The sequence below is a fragment of the Rhodococcus sp. 4CII genome (assembly GCF_014256275.1).
Lineage (GTDB): Bacteria > Actinomycetota > Actinomycetes > Mycobacteriales > Mycobacteriaceae > Rhodococcus_F > Rhodococcus_F wratislaviensis_A.
On the sequence record NZ_JACCFE010000002.1, the window covers coordinates 2,205,023 to 2,222,306 of the forward strand.

General features: G+C 67.7%; 15 protein-coding genes. 6 read left to right on the forward strand and 9 right to left on the reverse strand.

Going from position 1 to position 17,284, the window contains the following annotated elements:
- Window positions 1-173: 173 nt before the first annotated feature.
- On the forward strand, window positions 174-1,238 hold the full coding sequence (locus tag H0B43_RS10780) for an adenylate/guanylate cyclase domain-containing protein (protein WP_185727903.1): 1,065 nt from the start codon (window positions 174-176) through the stop codon (window positions 1,236-1,238).
- A gap of 203 nt (window positions 1,239-1,441) precedes the next feature.
- Here H0B43_RS10780 and H0B43_RS10785 read toward each other — a convergent pair whose 3' ends face one another.
- Window positions 1,442-2,113 carry a TetR/AcrR family transcriptional regulator gene (locus H0B43_RS10785; protein ID WP_185727902.1) on the reverse strand — a complete coding sequence of 224 codons (672 nt, stop codon included), beginning with the start codon at window positions 2,111-2,113 and terminating at the stop codon, window positions 1,442-1,444.
- A 90-nt stretch (window positions 2,114-2,203) separates the two neighbouring features.
- On the opposite strand from H0B43_RS10785, the gene H0B43_RS10790 reads away from it, so the two are divergent.
- Both H0B43_RS10790 and H0B43_RS10795 read left to right on the forward strand, forming a co-directional pair.
- Window positions 2,204-3,766 (forward strand): MFS transporter, encoded by a 1,563-nt coding sequence (locus H0B43_RS10790; protein ID WP_185727901.1) that lies wholly within the window; start codon window positions 2,204-2,206, stop codon window positions 3,764-3,766.
- A 99-nt stretch (window positions 3,767-3,865) separates the two neighbouring features.
- Window positions 3,866-4,762 carry a diiron oxygenase gene (locus H0B43_RS10795; RefSeq protein WP_185727900.1) on the forward strand — a complete coding sequence of 299 codons (897 nt, stop codon included), beginning with the start codon at window positions 3,866-3,868 and terminating at the stop codon, window positions 4,760-4,762.
- A gap of 1 nt (window position 4,763) precedes the next feature.
- Here H0B43_RS10795 and H0B43_RS10800 read toward each other — a convergent pair whose 3' ends face one another.
- The 4 genes from H0B43_RS10800 to H0B43_RS10815 all read right to left on the reverse strand — a co-directional run bounded on the left by H0B43_RS10800 (window position 4,764) and on the right by H0B43_RS10815 (window position 10,762).
- Window positions 4,764-7,040 carry a bifunctional SulP family inorganic anion transporter/carbonic anhydrase gene (locus tag H0B43_RS10800; RefSeq protein ID WP_185727899.1) on the reverse strand — a complete coding sequence of 759 codons (2,277 nt, stop codon included), beginning with the start codon at window positions 7,038-7,040 and terminating at the stop codon, window positions 4,764-4,766.
- A 221-nt stretch (window positions 7,041-7,261) separates the two neighbouring features.
- Complete coding sequence (locus tag H0B43_RS10805) at window positions 7,262-8,632, reverse strand: SLC13 family permease (protein WP_185727898.1); 1,371 nt, start codon at window positions 8,630-8,632, stop codon at window positions 7,262-7,264.
- 28 nt (window positions 8,633-8,660) lie between these two features.
- Complete coding sequence (locus H0B43_RS10810; RefSeq protein WP_185727897.1) at window positions 8,661-9,530, reverse strand: hydroxymethylglutaryl-CoA lyase; 870 nt, start codon at window positions 9,528-9,530, stop codon at window positions 8,661-8,663.
- 14 nt (window positions 9,531-9,544) lie between these two features.
- The gene (locus H0B43_RS10815; RefSeq protein ID WP_185727896.1) at window positions 9,545-10,762 is read right to left on the reverse strand and encodes a CaiB/BaiF CoA-transferase family protein; all 1,218 of its coding nucleotides are present in this window, start codon (window positions 10,760-10,762) and stop codon (window positions 9,545-9,547) included.
- A 213-nt stretch (window positions 10,763-10,975) separates the two neighbouring features.
- Between H0B43_RS10815 and H0B43_RS10820 the strand changes: the two genes are divergently transcribed.
- Window positions 10,976-11,518, forward strand: a complete 543-nt coding sequence (locus tag H0B43_RS10820; RefSeq protein ID WP_185727895.1) for a gamma carbonic anhydrase family protein — start codon at window positions 10,976-10,978, stop codon at window positions 11,516-11,518.
- A 5-nt stretch (window positions 11,519-11,523) separates the two neighbouring features.
- On the opposite strand, the gene H0B43_RS10825 is transcribed toward H0B43_RS10820, so the two are convergent.
- The 3 genes from H0B43_RS10825 to H0B43_RS10835 are packed head-to-tail and all read right to left on the reverse strand — an operon-like array spanning window position 11,524 to window position 12,841.
- Window positions 11,524-12,171 carry an IclR family transcriptional regulator gene (locus H0B43_RS10825; protein WP_185727894.1) on the reverse strand — a complete coding sequence of 216 codons (648 nt, stop codon included), beginning with the start codon at window positions 12,169-12,171 and terminating at the stop codon, window positions 11,524-11,526.
- A 32-nt stretch (window positions 12,172-12,203) separates the two neighbouring features.
- Window positions 12,204-12,431, reverse strand: coding sequence for a hypothetical protein (locus H0B43_RS10830; protein WP_185727893.1), 228 nt, complete (start codon window positions 12,429-12,431; stop codon window positions 12,204-12,206).
- Window positions 12,383-12,841, reverse strand: coding sequence for a carboxymuconolactone decarboxylase family protein (locus tag H0B43_RS10835; RefSeq protein ID WP_185727892.1), 459 nt, complete (start codon window positions 12,839-12,841; stop codon window positions 12,383-12,385). The genes H0B43_RS10830 and H0B43_RS10835 overlap by 49 nt, the downstream gene beginning before the upstream one ends.
- A gap of 50 nt (window positions 12,842-12,891) precedes the next feature.
- Between H0B43_RS10835 and H0B43_RS10840 the strand changes: the two genes are divergently transcribed.
- Both H0B43_RS10840 and H0B43_RS10845 read left to right on the forward strand, forming a co-directional pair.
- Window positions 12,892-14,301, forward strand: a complete 1,410-nt coding sequence (locus H0B43_RS10840; RefSeq protein WP_185727891.1) for a PLP-dependent aminotransferase family protein — start codon at window positions 12,892-12,894, stop codon at window positions 14,299-14,301.
- 333 nt (window positions 14,302-14,634) lie between these two features.
- Complete coding sequence (locus tag H0B43_RS10845; RefSeq protein ID WP_185727890.1) at window positions 14,635-15,936, forward strand: bifunctional o-acetylhomoserine/o-acetylserine sulfhydrylase; 1,302 nt, start codon at window positions 14,635-14,637, stop codon at window positions 15,934-15,936.
- A gap of 38 nt (window positions 15,937-15,974) precedes the next feature.
- Here the strand turns inward: H0B43_RS10845 and H0B43_RS10850 are convergent, their stop codons facing one another.
- A complete protein-coding gene (locus H0B43_RS10850) occupies window positions 15,975-17,153 on the reverse strand; it encodes a hydroxylase (protein WP_185727889.1) in 1,179 nt (392 codons plus the stop codon).
- Window positions 17,154-17,284: the final 131 nt, after the last annotated feature.

Consider the following 17,284-nt stretch of genomic DNA (forward strand, 5'->3'; position numbering starts at 1 on the left):
CACCGACGTTTCCCATCGGACGGGCTCGCCCAGTGGCAGATTGAGGGGCGGTGGACGCACCGCGTCTTGATGGGAATGGACGCACCGCGTCTTGATGGAATGGACGCACCGCGTCTTTATGGGATGGACGCACCGCGTCCAGGCATGCAGGCGAACGCATCGAGAGGAACAACGTGACCTCGGAACCCTCCGACAACAGCGAACAGCCGGACGAGTCGGTAGCGACGACGGAGATCTCCCCGACCCTGCTCCGCGATGTCCAGTCCGATCTCGAGGAGTCGCTGCTGGGCGGGCCCCGACGGTTCACCCGGGCCGAGATCGCCGATGCCGCGGGGGTCTCCCTAGAGCGGGCGGACCGCCTGTGGGTGTCGATGGGATTCGCGATCGACATCGACCCGGACAGTGTCATGTTCACGGAGGGGGACGCGGCGGCGCTGCGGACCATCGCGTCGCTCGTCGACCGGGGGATCATTTCGCCGGAACGTGAAGTGGCGGCGGCCCGGGCGCTCGGTCAGTCGCTGTCGCGGCTCGCCGAATGGCAGGTGTCGCTGATCAGCACACACATCATCGATCAGCTCGCGGGTTCGGCGGGCAGCGACGAGCGGGCGATCCGGGAGCAGGTGCGTGAGCTCACCGCGGAGATCCTGCCCGCGGTCGAGTCGCTGCAGGCGTACGTGTGGCGCAGGCACGTCGCCTCGACCACCGGCCGCAACGTGGGGAATCCCGGTGAGGAGGTCGCGAGCCGGACCCTCGTGGTCGGTTTCGCGGACATCGTGGGATATACGTCCCTGACGCGTCAGCTCGGCGCACGGGAGCTGGCCGATCTGCTGGAGCGATTCGAGTCGGCGTCGACGACGGTGATCGGTGGACATCAGGGGTGGGTGGTGAAGACGGTCGGCGACGAGGTGATGTTCGCCGTCGAATCGCCGGCCGATGCGGCGGAGATCGCCCTGCGGCTGCAGGAGCGGGTGCTGCCGGACGAGGCGGACCCCGAATTGCGGGTCGGTCTCGCGATGGGGCCGGTGCTCGTCCGGTTCGGCGACCTGTACGGCTCCGTCGTCAACACCGCGGCGCGACTCACTGGTTCGGCGCGTCCCGGCACGGTGTTGATCGACGAGGAGCTCGCCCACGAGATCGAGGACGTTCCCGGTTACTACGTCAAACAGCTACGCCCACGACGCGTTCGAGGTATACGCAGACTCGAGCAGTTCGTGCTGCGCCGAGACCGGGACGGCTGACGACCGTCAGCTTCCGAAGGGAAGGGTTCCGGGCGGGATGGAGTATCCGCTGCTGCCGGCGGCAACGCCGCCCCACGCGCCGAGGAGCCAGTTGAGTGCATCAGTGATCATCGAGAAACCTTCCCACACCATTCATTCGACAGGCGCGGCATCGGGTGCCGCGCGCACTGACACGGTAATGACGACACGCTGAGCTGTCGACGTCATAACGCCTGAGCAGGCGGTATCTCGCGCAGCGTCGGCGCGGCGGCACCCGCTTCGACCTGGGCGGCGCGTGCTGCGAGGAAGTCGTCGACGATCTGCTCACACGCCGTGCGTCCCAGCGGGGTGAGGGTGGCGAGCCGGGTGAAGACGAGGGGGCCGATGAGCTGCGCGAGGGCGAGGTCGTAGTCGAATCGGCCGAGGCGTTCCGCCGCTTCGGGCGTCCCGAAGACCTGGTCGAACGCCGCCCGGTACTGCGCGACGATCGTCTGCCGCAGCGTCCGCAGTTCCGGTTTGTCCGCTTCGATCGCGTCCGCGCTCGAGTAGTCGTCCAGTGCGGGTCCCATGCCGAGCCAGCACATCGCGGTCACGTTCATCGGGGCGCTCTCGATGAGTGACGCCTGACTGACCATCAGTTCGACCAGCCGGTCCCGGAGGTCGCCTTCGGCGAGCACCGTGGGAGCGGGCGGAATCAGCCGCCCGAACGCCGCGGCCACCAGCTCGGTGCCGTTGTCGAAATGCCGGTAGAGCGTGGCGCGGGCCACTTTCGCCAGCTTGGTCACGGCGTCGATGGTGACGGCGTCCGTGCCGCCCCTCGCGAGAAGAGTTGTCGCGGCGTCGAGAAGTCGCGCCCGGGAGCGCTGCCTGCGGGGATCCTGCTCGCTCATCTGCACCGCCCGTTCCTGCCGCTGCCCGACCTCTTGTGAACCGCCAGTCTACCTACGATACTGACAGTCTCGTTACTTCCACGGAGGGACCACATCGTGCGCTCGCGAGACCCGCAGGACACCACCACCGGCTGGACCCTCCGGCAGATCTGGATGCTCACGGTCTCGTGCTGCGCCGTCGCCCTCGTCGTCGCGGCGATGGCGGCACTCAACACCGCGCTCCCCGACCTCGCCCGCGACACGGGCGCAACCCAGAGCCAGCTGACGTGGATCGTCGACGGTTACACGCTGACGCTGGCCGCATTGCTGCTTCCGGCGGGGGCGCTGGGCGACCGGTACGGCCGGCGCGGGCTGCTCATGGCGGGGTTGCTGATCTTCGGCGCCGCCACCGCCATTCCCATCGTCGACGACGCACCCGAGTGGATCATCGGCTCCCGGGCGCTGGCGGGCGTCGGCGCCGCCCTCGTGATGCCCGCGACGTTGTCTCTGCTCACCGCGGGTTTTCCGCCCGCGCATCGGGGCCGGGCCGTGGGCATCTGGTCGGGTGTCGCCGGTTCCGGTGCGATCGCCGGCCTGCTCGTCTCCGGCCTTCTGCTCGAGAAGTGGTCGTGGCACGCCATCTTCATCAGCCTCACGGTGGTGTCCGCCCTCATCTTCGTCACCGGATTCACCATTTCGTCGTCCCGGGAGACCGAGCGCCCGCCGCTGGACCTGCCGGGAGCCGGGCTGATCGCCGCCGCGGTCGGCCTGTTCGTCCTGGGAACCATCGAGGCCCCGCAACGCGGCTGGCTGGATCCGGTCGTACTCGGACTGCTCGTCGGCGGGCTCGCCGCCGCGGCCGCGTTCGCCCTCGTCGAGTTGCGCAGAAAGCGCCCCCTGCTCGACGTCCGGCTGTTCGCCAACCGTGCGTTCGGCTCGGGTTCGATGTCGCTTCTGCTGCAGTTCCTGGCCTCGCTCGGCCTGTTCTTCCTCGTGGTCCAATACCTGCAACTGGTGCTGGACTACTCGCCGCTGCAGTCCGCGCTCGCGCTTGCACCCATCGCGGTACCGGTCGTCGCGATGTCCGCGGTCATGCCGATGCTCATCCCGTACGTCGGGCTCCGGCCGCTGCTCGCGTCCGGTGCGGCGCTGCTCGGTCTCGGAATCCTCCTGCTGGTGCGGCTCGACGCGCACTCGAGCTACGCAGGGGTGTGCTTCCCGCTCGTCGTCGCAGCGGTCGGCATCGGACTGTGCACGGCGCCCGCGACGGCAGCGATCGTGCAGAACACACCCGACGAGAAGCAGGGTGTGGCGTCGGCCGTCAACGACACGGCGCGCGAGATCGGATCGGCCATCGGGGTCGCCCTCGCGGGCAGCGTCCTGGCCGCGGGGTACGGCACCCACATCCAGCCCGCGGTCGACGCGGTTCCGGAGGCCGCGAAGGAGCCGGTGTCCAGTTCGCTGGCGGCGGCGCTGCAGGTCGCCGACGTTGCCGGACCGCAGGGCGAGCAGCTCGCGACGTTCGCGCGTGAGTCATTTCTGAAGGGTTTCGACGAGGCGTCCATCGTGCTGGCCTGCGTGTTGTTCGCGGCGTCGCTGCTGCTCGCGGTGTGGGCTCCCGGACGGAAGGGGTCGGCGCCGACGCCCGAATCGACCAAGGAATTGGCCGACGTCGACTGATCGGACGTTGCCCTTGTGACCGCCGTCGCTGTATCGTCCAGTATCAGTTACTGAATGTCACAGTTAGTTGACCGCCTAGTCACAGATCAAGGGGTAGTGATGACCGCATCGATCGTCGTCTCCGACCGCGAAGAGACCGCCCAGCGACTGCTGGCGTCGTCGGCACGCAAGTCCTACGACCCGATGGTCGAGGTCGACTGGGAAGCTCCCATTCCCGACGACAAGTTCGGTCTCACCCCCGAGTGGAGCACGCTCTACGGCACGGCCCTCTGGGACGAGATGACCGACGAGCAGAAGATCGAACTCACCAAGCACGAGGCCGCCAGCGTCTCGAGCGTCGGACTGTGGTTCGAGATCCTCCTCATGCAGATGCTCCTGCGCGACGTGTACGGCCGCGACAAGCACTCGCGGCACGTCCAGTTCGCCCTCACCGAGGTGGCCGACGAGTGCCGCCACTCGGTGATGTTCGCCCGCGCCGGCGAACGCCTGAACATGCCGAGCTACGGCCCCCACCCGGCGATTCACAAGCTCGGCCGCATCTGGGGCGGGTTCTTTCGCGGCGCCAACGCGTACGCCAGCGTGATGGCCGCCGAGGAGATCCTCGACATGATGCAGCGCGATTTCATGAAGGACGAGCGGGTGCAGCCCGTCACCCGCACGGTGAGCAAGATCCACGTCCTCGAGGAGGCCCGCCACATCCGCTTCGCCCGCGAAGAGGTCGGACGACGCATCCAGGGCGCAAGCTGGGCCCGCCTCCAGATCGAGCGCCTCAACACCGCCGCGGTCGTGTACTTCGTGATGAAGAGCATGATCCGCAAGGAGGTCTACGAGAACGCGGGTCTCGACCCGAAGCGGGCCGCCGCCGAGGCCAAGAACAACCAGCACTACAAGGACACCGTCCGGACGTCCGGTTCCAAGTTGATGCAGTTCCTCGATAGCGTCGGCCTCGTCGGCGGCCCGTCGAAGCGGCTCTACAAGAGGGTCCATCTCCTCTGAATCATGCGGGGACGTGGTCCAGGTAGGACACACCGGTCGAGGTGATCTCGAGTACGCGCGCGGACGGAATGTCGAAGAACATTCCCGCGACGCGTACTCGGCCCTCGGCCGCCGCCGCGCCGACGAGGGGATGGCGCTGGAGGGTCTGCACCTGGACCGCGACGTTCACCATCCCCAGCTGATCGACCTCGTCGAACCCGAGTTCGGCCGCGGCCCGCGCGACCGGGTGACCGCTGTCGAACGCCTTCCGGCTCGGGTGCGCGAAGGTGAGCCACCGCTCGACGGCGTCCTCGGATCCGCCGGTGCCTGCGGGTGTCTCTGCCAGGACGGCCTTCATCGCGCCGCAGCCGGAGTGACCGCACACGATGACCGAGCTGACCTCGAGTTCTTCGAGCGCGAACGCCAGCCCGGCCTCGACGGACACGTCCTGCCTGCCGGTGGGGACGAGGTTGCCCACGTTGCGGACCGTGAACAGGTCGCCGGGTCCGCTGCTCGTGATCACGTTCGGGACGATGCGTGAATCGGCGCAGGTGAGGAACAGCGAGTCGGGGCGCTGTCCGTCGTGCAGGTCGTCGAGGTGCGGCTGCAGGTGAGCCGCGTTGCGCCGGTGGTACTCCGACACTCCCGCGAGGACGGGTCGCAGTGCCGCCGGGGTGGCGTTCTCCCCGGTGTCGTGGTGCCGCGGCTGCCAGCTCTTCCACGGGGCGAACCCGCGGGGGCTCGCCACCCCGACGCCGCGCCGGGGCGGCGCCGCACCGACCTCGTCCATGTCGACGGGACCGAGCGTGTCGATCACGACGGTGCCACCGTTGTTCTCGTGGTGACGCTTCCAGTCGTCGATTGCTTCGAACATGGCGTGGTCGAGGAAGTCGACCGCCAGTTCCACGGTGACGTGCGCACCCTCGGGCACCTTCGCGAGAAGTCCGGTCAGTGCGGGCATGGACAGGAAGCTGCACGAACCCTCGACGCTCACGCGCCACCGCCCGGAGTCCTCGGCGCCGATCGGTTCGGCCCGCATCCTGGGGTGGATGACCCGCCAGAGCAGCAGGATCACCGCGAGTGCGAGGCCGATGATCACGCCCTCGAGCAGGTTGAGGAAGACGACGCCGGCCACGGTCACGCCGTACACCCACAGATCGCCGGTGCGCCGTGCGGTGCGCAGATGGGCGAGTTTGACGAGCTGGATGCCGATCACGATGAGGAGGCCGGCGAGCGCTGCCATCGGAATCTGCTCGACGAGAGCGGTGAGCAGCGCGGCGAAGACGAGGATCCAGACGCCGTGCAGCACGGCGGACGCCCGGGTGCGTGCCCCCGCGGCCACGTTGGTGGAGCTGCGCACGATCACGCCGGTGACCGGCAGGCCACCGATGAGACCCGAGATCATGTTGGCCGAACCCTGGCCGACGAGTTCGCGGTTGAACTCCGACCGCGTCCCGCCGTGCATCTTGTCGACGGCGACCGCGGACAGCAGGCTCTCGACGCTGGCGATCAGGGCGACCGTGAGCACACCGGTGGCCACCGCGAGCCACGGCCCGTCGGGCATCGAGGGCAGCGCGACGGCGTCGAACAGGGAGCCGTCCAACGTGATTCGATCGATGTCGAGCGGGAGGGCCAGGGACAGAACGGTGGCGGCGACGACGGCCACCAGTGGACCGGGGAGCACCCGGAGTTTGCCGGGGATCTTCTTCCAGGACAGCAGGACGACGATGACGACCGATCCCAGGAGGACGTCGCCGTACCGGGCGGACGTCAGCTGCCCGGGGAGCTGGGTGATGTTCTCGACGGTCGAGCTGTGTGAACTGCCACCGAGGAGAACGTGAATCTGCTGGAGGGCGATCGTGATTCCGATTCCGGCCAGCATGGCGTGGACCACCACCGGAGCGATGGCCAGTGCGGCGCGCGCAATTCGGCTGAGCCCGAAGATGATCTGGAGGAGCCCGGCGGCGACGGTGATCGCGCACGTTGCCTGCCAGCCGAAGGTGGCAACCAATTCCGCTACCACCACGGTCAATCCGGCGGCGGGCCCGCTCACCTGGAGCGGTGAGCCACCGATCGATCCCGCCACCACACCGCCGACGGTCGCCGCGATGAGCCCCGCCATGATGGGGGCGTCGGACGCGATGGCGATACCGAGCGACAGCGGTAGTGCGACGAGGAAGACGACGAGTGACGCGGGTAGGTCGTATCGCGCGTTGTTTCGAAACCTTTCACCGAGGGTCGGTCCGGGGGCGGGGGCACCGGATGGGGGTGCTTTCTCGTTCTCGAGGATCGACGACATGTCGACACCCTACGGGCGAAGAGCGACGAAACGCCCGAATCGGACGGGATACTGTGGCATGTGTCACTGTGCCAGCAGTTTTCATCCAAGTGTGTCGAAAGCTATTGGACAACAGTCCATTCGATGAAGATTAAAGTACACAAAGTTCACCCCGACCGGCCCCGCACCGTGAGATGTGCCGGTCACCGCCGTAATACGGTGACCGGCACGGCCGGGAAGACCTAGACAGACGTCGGCACGACGACCAGCGCCCAGACGAACAGGGGGGCCGACAGCACGATCAGCCCGCAGTAGGCCAGCATCCTGCGCTGGAAGCGGGCCTTGTCCTCGACCTGTGCGTTGGCGAGCACCATCACGCCGTTCGTCGAGAACGGACTGACGTCGACCACGGTCGCGGAGAACGCGAGAGCCGCCACGAATCCCACGGCACCCACCTCACCCATCGCGAGCATCGGTGCGGCGAGGGGCAGCGCGATGCCGAGCGTGCCGATCGACGAACCGAAGGCGGAGATGATCGCGACGGCGTAGCAGAGGATCAGCGCGGTCAGCAACGGCGATCCGAGAGCCGACGCCGCGTCACCGAGGAAGTCGAGCGTGCCGTTCTGCGTCATGACCGCCATGTAGGTGAGCATCCCGCACACGAGCACCACGGCCGGCCATGCCACGTTGTCGATGACCTTGGGGTGCGACTTGGGCGCCATCAACAGCAGCACCGCGCTGATGCAGATCGAGCTGACGCCGACGTCGATCCCGAACGCGACCGACCCGACGACGAGGAACCCGATGCCCATGAGTGTCGCGAACCGGTACCTGTCCATCTTGACCGGCTTCAGGCCTTCGTGACTCAATGCTTCCTCGATGACCTCGCGATCGGTGAGCGTCGCGGTGTTCCCGCCCGGGGCGCCGCCACCGGACGACCGGCGCGAGGAACGTCCGAACCCTCCTCCGTCGGACACCTCCTCGGTGCCTGCCGTCCCGGCGGGGCGAGGCGTGCGGTGCCCGATCAGGTCGAGGCCGTAGATCAGGAACAGCACGACCGCGATGACCAGGTTGAGGACGAACGGCAGCGCGAACAGGACCAGCGGATTCGCACCGACACCCGTCGAATCCATCAGACCGTTGATGAACGCGCCGTACAGGTTGATCGGCGAGAACGCGCAGGCCAGGGCGCCGTGACTGATCACCATGCCCATCAGGAACGGGTTGATCTTGTTCTTGGCGGCGAGGGGCATCGCGATGGGGGCGAGCATCCCGACCGCGAGCACGGACCCGAGTGCCATCAACAGACCGGACAGCAGGAACATCATCCACAGGATCGCCCACCGCCTGCCACGTACGAGGCGCAGCGAGGCCTCGATGACGAGGTCGATGGTCCCGTTCGTCTTGGCGATGGCGAACAACAGCGTGATGCCGCCGACGATGATGAACGTGCTGCCGGGGAAGGCGTCGATGATGTCCTCGACCGGGATCCCGGACACCCAGCCGCCGATGACGAATGCTCCGGCGAACGCGAGGATGCCCATGTTGATCGGGGTGAGTGTCGCCACTGTGAAGATCGCGATCAGAGCGACGATGGAGATTGCGTAGACCATGATCGGCCTTTCGGGGTGAGTTCGCAGATCACACTGCGGAGAGGGGCCGAGCCTGGGCCAGAGCATGTTTGACGGCGTCGACGGCGAGGCCGAGGGCCTGCTGATCGATTCCCGTCTCGATGTCGTGCGCGTGGAGGTGCGCTACCAGTTCCTCGGTGGCGAGATTGCCGTGGGCGCCCGGGGCGAACGGGCAGCCGCCGTACCCTCCGAGGGCGCTGTCGAAGTGCGTGATGCCGAGGTGCCGGTGCGCGGCGATCACGGTGCCGAGCGCCTGCCCGTGTGCGTTGTGGAGGTGCAGGCTCAGTTCGACGTCGGGGAGGGCGTCGCGGACCGCCCCGACCGAGGCGAGTACCTGCTCGGTGGTGGCCGTTCCCAGGGTGTCGGCCAGCCCGAGTCGGCGCACACCCATCGCGGCCATCGCGCGCGCCACCCGCACCAGCGCGGCGGGGGCGATGATGCCCTCGAACGGACAGACGAACGCGGTCGACACACCTCCGAGGAAACTCCGGCCCTGGTACTTCCGCAACGCCTCGGCGAGTCCGGTCAGCGCCTCGTCCGGATTCCGCCCCGTGTTCGCCGTGCTGTGCCCGGCGCTGGCAGACGTCACGACCTGGATCTCGTCGATACCGGTCGCGGCCGCACGGTGCACCCCACGCGGATTGAGCGCGAGGGCGCTGTAGGTGACCGCCGGATCGATGCGGGGCAGCCGGGCGATCACGTCGTCGGCGTCCGCCATCTGCGGGACCCGCGTGGGCGAGACGAATGATGCCGCCTCGATGTGCTTGACGCCTGCGGCGACGAGTGCGTCCGCGACGGCGAGCTTGTGGTCGGTGGAGACGACCACGTCCTCGTCCTGCAGTCCGTCCCGAAGCACGACATCCGTTATGGTGACTGTCATTTCACTCCTCCGATTCAGATGATGTTGCGGGCGCGGTAGTCGTCGAGCCGGTCGCCCGACAGCCCGAGCAGTCCGCCGAGGATCTCGTCGGTGTGCTCACCCAGCTCGGGTCCGGCCCAGCGGATCTGCGTGGGCTCGCCGTCGAGCTGCGGGACGACCCCGGGGAATCGGACCTCTTCGGGCTCGCCGTCGACGGACACCTTCAGGCTCTGCAGCATGCTGCGGGCGTTGTAGTGCTCGTCCTCCGCGATTTGCACCGCGTCGTACACCTCGCCGACGGGCACGCCGGCGGCGCCGAGCTCGGCGACCACATCGCGGGGACGCCGCTGCGACGTCCACGAGGAGATCGCGTCGTCGAGTTCGGCTTCACGGCGGAATCGCTGATCCCCGTCGGCCAGTTCGGGATCGTCGGCGAGATCGCCGCGCCCCACGGCCTGCATCAGCCGGCCGAACACGCCGCTCGAGTTGCCGGCGATCATCACGGAGCCGCCGTCGCACGGATAGACACCGCTCGGCACCACGCCGGGCAGGTTGCCGGCGGTCCGCTCGCGCACCATGCCGTACGCGTCGTAGTCGGGAACGAGCGATTCCATCGCCATGAACACCGATTCGTACAGTGCCACGTCCGCCACCCGCGGTGCCGAATGCTCGCCGTGTCTCGCCTTGGCGAGCAACATGATCAGGGCGCCGATCGCGCCGTGCAACCCGGCGAGGGTATCGGCGATGGGGGCCGCCGCCCGGACGGATTGGCGGTCCGGGTAGCCGGTGACGTGCCGCAGTCCGCCGAAGGCCTCGGCGACACCGCCGAATCCCGTGCGCTCCCGGTAGGGGCCGGTCTGCCCGTAGCCGGAGATCCGCACGAGGACGATATCCGGGTTGGCGGCCGTGAGCTGGTCGGGCCCGATTCCCCACCGCTCGAGCGTTCCCGGCCGGAAGTTCTCGATGACGACGTCCGACTTGGCGGCGAGGTCGAGAATGATCTCGCGGCCCTCGACCGTCCGGAGGTCGAGCGTGACGGAACGCTTGTTGCGGGCGATGGTGCGGAACATCATCGACGTCGCGCCACGACGGCGGCGCCAGCCCCGCAGTTCGTCGCCGACACCCGGTCGCTCGATCTTGACGACCTCGGCGCCGAAGTCGGCGAAGATGCGGCTCGCCATCGGGGCTGCGATGAAGTTGCCGAGTTCCAGTACACGGATGCCGTGCAGTGGGCCGTTCTCTGGGACCTGCATTGTGAGAGTTCTCCCTCGTCGATCTGTACTGGATTGCGACGGGAGCCCTACCAGCATTTTCTCATTATTTGGCAGTTAGCTTCCCGTTTGATAAGAATAAACGTAGTGGCAGCAGTCACAATTGGCAATGCCTGGAGTCCGCGCCACAGACAATGAACGACGGGACACTGCGAAATGCAGCACGAATCCGCTGCTCGACAGGAGGAGAACACGGTGAGAGAACCACACGTCGTTGCGATCAACGGACGTTCGCCACGCGCGGAGAAGACCGCCTGGGTCGCGCCCACCGCGGCCGTGATCGGCGCGGCGACCCTCGGCGCGGAGACCAGCGTCTGGTACGGCGCGGTGCTGCGCGCCGATTGCGATTCCATCACCCTCGGCGAGGGCAGCAACATCCAGGACGGAGTGGCCGTTCACGTCGACCCGGGATTCCCCGTCGTCGTGGGCCGGGATGTCAGCGTGGGGCACAACGCCGTTCTGCACGGCTGCACCGTGGAAGACGGCGCCCTCGTGGGCATGGGGGCAACCGTCCTCAACGGCGCAGTGATCGGCACACAGTCGCTGATCGCGGCCGGCGCACTGGTGCTCGAAGGAACCCGGATTCCGGCGCGGTCACTCGTCGCGGGCGTACCCGCGAAGGTTCGCCGCGAACTCACCGACGACGAGGTCACCCACAACGCCGCCAACGCGGCCGTCTACCGCCAACTGGCACAGCAACATCGGTCGGCGGACGTCACCTCGTTCGACACCGCCTGAGCGAGTCAGTCGCCGGGAACGGACTTCTCGATCTGCCGCGCAGCAGCGATGACTGCGTGGCCCATCCGGGCACCCAGGTTCTCCCCCATGCGCCCGTCGGGACCCGATACGCACACGGCGGCCACGATCTCGCCGTGCCTGCGAACCGGTGCGCTGATGGAGGCGGATCCCGGGGTTCGTTCCGAAATCGACACCCACCAACCCAATTTCACCGCCTCGGGGTCGGCTTCCCAGTCTCCGGAGAGTACGTGGCCGCTGGACCCCTGAGGAAGCGGCACGAGCGTTCCGACGGGCAGCGCGACCCGCAGCTCGTGCTGTGAGTCGACGCTGGCCGCACAGAGCCGCGACTCGCCCCGCCGCACCCACAGCTGCGCGGATTCTCCTGTCTTCTCCGCCAATTCGCGCAGAGCCGGGACCGCGAGATCGCTCAACGCCGTCGTGACGAAGCGCTGACCGAGATAGAAACGGCCTTCCTGATCCTTCCGGAGGAGGCCGTGCTTGACCATGTCCGTTGCCAGCCGGTACGTGGTCGACAGGGACAGGTCCAGTTCACGGGCGAGGTCGCTCGCGCCCATCGGACTCGACTCCACGACATCGAGGATCGCCACTGCGCGAGCGAGCACTCCGACGCCGATCTCACTCCGCGCAACCATCACAGTCCATTTCCATTGCCCCATTGAAGTATTCAGATTGTATAGGAAGCAGGGGCGGGGCCGCTCCCATCAGTCGATGCGCCGTGTTCTTCGAACTCATCGGACGCCACGGCTCCCTCGGCTTCGGCATCGGCAACTTCAAAGCCCTCTTCGAAGCCATCGAACGCGAACAGGCCGTCCGCGGAAACTTCGGAGCGGTGCGTGCCCTCGATCAGCGAACGCGCGGGATCTTGCGGGTGCTCACGGCGATGCGATTCCACGCGTTGATCGTGAGCACCAGCGAGATGAGCTGGGCCAGTTCCGTCTCGTCGAAGTGCTCCTCCGCCTCCTCGTACACCGCGTCGGGAACGAAGCCGTCGGTCAGCACCGTGATCGATTCGGCGAGGGCGAACGCCGCGCGCTCCCGGTCGGTGTACAGACCGTGCGCCTCCTCCCACGCATTGAGGAGGTACAGCTTCTGTTCGCTGATGCCGATCTTGCGGGCATCGGCGGTGTGCATGTCGATGCACCAGGCACAGTGGTTGATCTGGGAGCACCGGGTGAGCACCAGCTCGACCAACTCCGGGTCGAGGCCCTGCCGAGCCGCGGCGTCGAGGGCGATCATCGCCTTGTAGACGGCGGGGGCCTTGCGTGCGAGATCGACCCGGGTCTTGCGCTCTGTTGTGGTCATACGAACAACAGTAGGCGCGCAATAGCCCATCTTCATGGTTCAATTCAGTCATGGATTCTTGGGCCAATTCGGGTCTGGGCCGCGACCTGCACGTGGACCTCACGGGGTCCGGCGGGGCACGCTCGCCCGGGTTGCGCGCACACCTGATCTCCGCGCTGCGCGAGTCGATCCGCTCGGGACGGCTCGTCGCAGGCGCCACCCTCCCGCCGTCCCGCACCCTGGCTCTCGACCTCGGCATCGCCCGCAACACCGTCGCGGAGGCGTACGCCGAACTCGTGGCCGAGGGCTGGCTCACCGCCCGGCAGGGGTCGGGCACGCGGGTTGCCGACCGCGCGGGCGAGGCGCCGCGCCGCGCTCACGTCCCGGCCGCCACCGTCGCACGGCCGGCACTGAGCCTGATGCCCGGCTCGCCCGATGTCGCGGAGTTCCCTCGTGCCGCCTGGATGTCGTCGGCCCGACGGGCACTCACCGCGGCACCCAACGACGCGTTCGGACCGGGTGATCCCCGGGGGCGCCCCGAACTCCGTCGCGCCCTTGCCGAATACCTCTCTCGCGCACGGGGGGTGCGCACCGATTCGGAACACATCGTCGTCAGCGCCAGCTCGGGGCACGGACTGTGGTTGCTCGGCCGCGCCGTGGCGGGACCGATCGCCGTCGAGGGGTACGGGCTGCATCTGCACCGCGAACTGCTCGGCGACGCCGGCGTCGGCACCGTCCCCCTGCACCTCGACACCCACGGCGCGCAGACCCCGGATGCGACGGGTCCGCAACTGTCGGCGTGCCTGCTCACCCCGGCTCACCAGTTCCCCATCGGAGGTCCGCTCCATCCCGGCAGGAGAACGGCTTTCGTGGAATGGGCACGCACGACGGGTGGGTTCGTGATCGAGGACGACTATGACGGGGAGTTCCGGTACGACCGCCAACCCGTCGGCGCCCTGCAGGGTCTGGCCCCGGACGAGGTGGCCTATCTGGGCACGGTGAGCAAGTCCCTCTCCCCCGCCATCCGGGTGGGATGGATGGTGCTGCCGGAACGGCTGATCGACGACGTCCTGGCGGTCAAGGGGTTGTACGAGCGGTGGGTCAGCGCCACGGACCAGCTCACCCTGGCCGACTTCATCGAGCGAGGTGCGTTCGACCGGCACGTCCGCAGGATGCGCACCCTGTACCGCCGTCGGCGCGACACCCTCGTCGAGACCCTCGCCGCCCGCGCGCCCCACGTGCACGTCACCGGCATCGCGGCCGGGTTGCATGCCGTCCTCGAACTTCCCGCCGGGACGGAGACGGCCACCGTCGACCGGGCCGCGTCACTAGGTCTCGCAGTGGAGGGTCTGCGCACGTTCCGTCATCCGGACGGTCCCGCGAGCCGGCCCGACGGGCTCGTCGTCGGTTACAGCACACCGTCGTCCGCGCGCTTCGCGGCCACCCTCGACGCCCTGTGCCGCGCGCTGCCCACTCCGTGAGCGAAATTTCCTATGGGACTGGTCGGAATGCGTGTCGTGCAGTTACAGTCTGATCCGTGACCGGATCCGGTGTGATCGACTCAGGCGAGCTGCTGACGCGGCGTCGCCATGTCGATTTCGCACTGGTGTGTACCTCGAGGTGTCCGATCTCCTGATCGGACCCGTCCCGGCGTGATTTCTCTCCACGCCGGGTTCTTCCTGCACACCCTCGTTGTCGAAGGATTCGTTCTGTCATGACCACTGCATCCGTTTCGAATCTCACGCCCGTCATCGGTGCCACCCGCGACAACTGATTCACCACACCCACCGCACAGATTCAGGAGAACACCACTCGTGACCGAGAGCATCGATCCCACCGTCAACTGGTCGTTCGAGACCAAGCAGATCCACGCCGGGCAGACGTCCGACGCGACCACCAAGGCGCGGGCGCTGCCGATCTACCAGACCACCTCGTACACGTTCGACAGCACCGATCACGCTGCCGCGCTGTTCGGTCTGGCCGAACCGGGCAACATCTACACCCGCATCATGAACCCCACCCAGGACGCGGTCGAACAGCGCATCGCCGCCCTCGAAGGTGGCGTCGCCGCCCTGCTGCTGTCTTCCGGGCAGGCCGCGGAAACCTTTGCGGTACTGAACCTCGCGGAGGCCGGCGACCACATCGTCTCCAGCCCGTACCTGTACGGCGGCACCTACAACCTGTTCCACTACACGCTGCCCAAGCTCGGCATCGAGGTCTCGTTCGTCGACGACCCCGACGACCTCGAGCAGTGGCGCGGCGCCGTCCGCCCGAACACGAAGGCGTTCTACGGCGAGACGATCGCCAACCCGAAGAATCACGTCCTGGACATCCCCGGAATCTCGAAGGTGGCCCACGACAACGGGATCCCGCTGATCGTCGACAACACGGTGGCCACCCCGTATCTGCTGCAGCCGCTGAAGCACGGCGCCGACATCGTGGTGCACTCCGCCACCAAGTATCTCGGCGGGCACGGCACGGCGATCGCCGGGGTCATCGTCGACGGCGGCACGTTCGACTGGACCCAGGGCCGCCACACCAATTTCACCACCCCGGACCCGAGCTACCACGGTGTCGTCTTCGCGGATCTCGGCGCCCCGGCCTACGCGCTGAAGGCCCGCGTGCAGCTGCTGCGCGACCTCGGCTCGGCGGTCGCCCCGTTCAACGCGTTCCTCATCGCGCAGGGCATCGAGACTCTCAGCCTGCGGGTGGAGCGGCACGTCGCCAACGCGCAGAAGGTGGCGGAGTTCCTCGAGGCACGCCCGGAGGTCACGTCCGTGGCCTACGCCGGTCTGCCGTCCTCGCCGTGGCACGAGCGCGCACGGCAGCTCACGCCGAAGGGTCCGGGTGCGATCGTGACGTTCGAGCTGGCCGGCGGTGTCGATGCGGGCAAGAAGTTCGTCAACGCGCTCACCCTGCACAGCCACGTCGCGAACATCGGCGACGTGCGGTCGCTGGTGATCCACCCCGCGTCGACGACGCATTCGCAGCTCACCCCGGAGGAGCAGCTCGCTGCCGGCGTGACGCCCGGTCTGGTCCGGCTCGCCGTCGGCATCGAGGGAATCGACGACATCCTCGCCGATCTCGAGACCGGATTCGCCGCGGCCGCACTCTGATCGATGCCGGGGGCCGAGGCGCGCGCCTCGGCCTCCGGCTAGATCATGGCCCGCATCATTCCCTGCGGTTCGCCGCCGAGCTGGGTGAGTGCGCTCGCGTGGTTGGTGGGCCCGGGCACGTGAACCGCATGGGCGAGACCGGCGTGCGCGTCTCGCCAGAACCGCTGCATCGGAGTCTTGTAGTGCAGCGCCCCGCCGCCGGCGCGCGCGAAGATCTCGTCCACCGCCCGCACCGCACGCCATGCGGCGGCGATCTGGGTGCGGCGTCCGATCGCCCGTTCCTCGAACGTGACCTCCTTGCCTGCGTCAACCTTGTCGTAGAACCGGTCGGCGGTCTCGATGAGAGACACCCGCGAAGCATTGATCTCGGCGGCGGACTCCCCGATGGCACTGAGGACGTAGGGGTCCTCCTTGATCTTCTGTCCCGTGATCGCCACGCGGTCCTTCTGCACCGCGATGTGACAGGCCAGCGCACCCTCGGTGATGCCGATGACGGCGGCGGTGATGCCGAGCGGGAACATGCACGAATACGGCATGCTGAACAGCGGCTCGGGCCTGCCCGCCTCCCGCTGGGCGCGGCCGTCCATCACCTTCGACGCGTTCAGCGTCCGGTAGTCCGGAACGAACGCACCGTCGACGACGAGATCCTTGCTTCCGGTCCCGCGCAGTCCGATCACATCCCAGGTGTCCTCGACGATCCGATAGTCGGTGCGCGGCAGAATCACGTGCAGGGACGACGGCGGCATCGCGATTCCGCCGTAACCGTCGCCGACCATCGCCCCGAGGAACGCCCACTGGCAGTGGTCGGTTCCGGACGAGAACGACCACCGGCCGCTCACGGCGTAGCCGCCGTCGACCGGTGTCGCGACCCCCATCGGTGCGTACGGCGACGCCATCCACGTGTCGTTGTCCTCGCCCCAGATCTCCTCCTGCACCTGCGGGTCGGCGAAGGCCAGTTCCCACGGATGCACGCCGACGATCCCGGCGACCCATCCGCTCGCGCCGTCGAGTGCCGCGATTCCCATGACGGTCTCGGCGAACTCGCGGGGATGCACTTCGTAGCCGCCGTACAGCTTGGGCTGCAGCAGCCGGATCGCGCCGGAGTCGCGTAGCAGGCCGGCGGCCGTGTCGGTGAGCCGGCAGTCCGCTTCCGACTGGACGGCCTGTCCGCGGATCTGCTCGGCGACGGCGTCGATCCTGTCGAGAACCTGACCCATCGGGACTCCCTTCCACCGAAGGTAGAACACGTTCTAGTCAATATAGCCCCGCAGGCGGTCATTCCGGACAGAACTACTCACTGCACTTGAAAGTTCGTCGCACCTAACTCTATAGTCCGGAGATACGAATC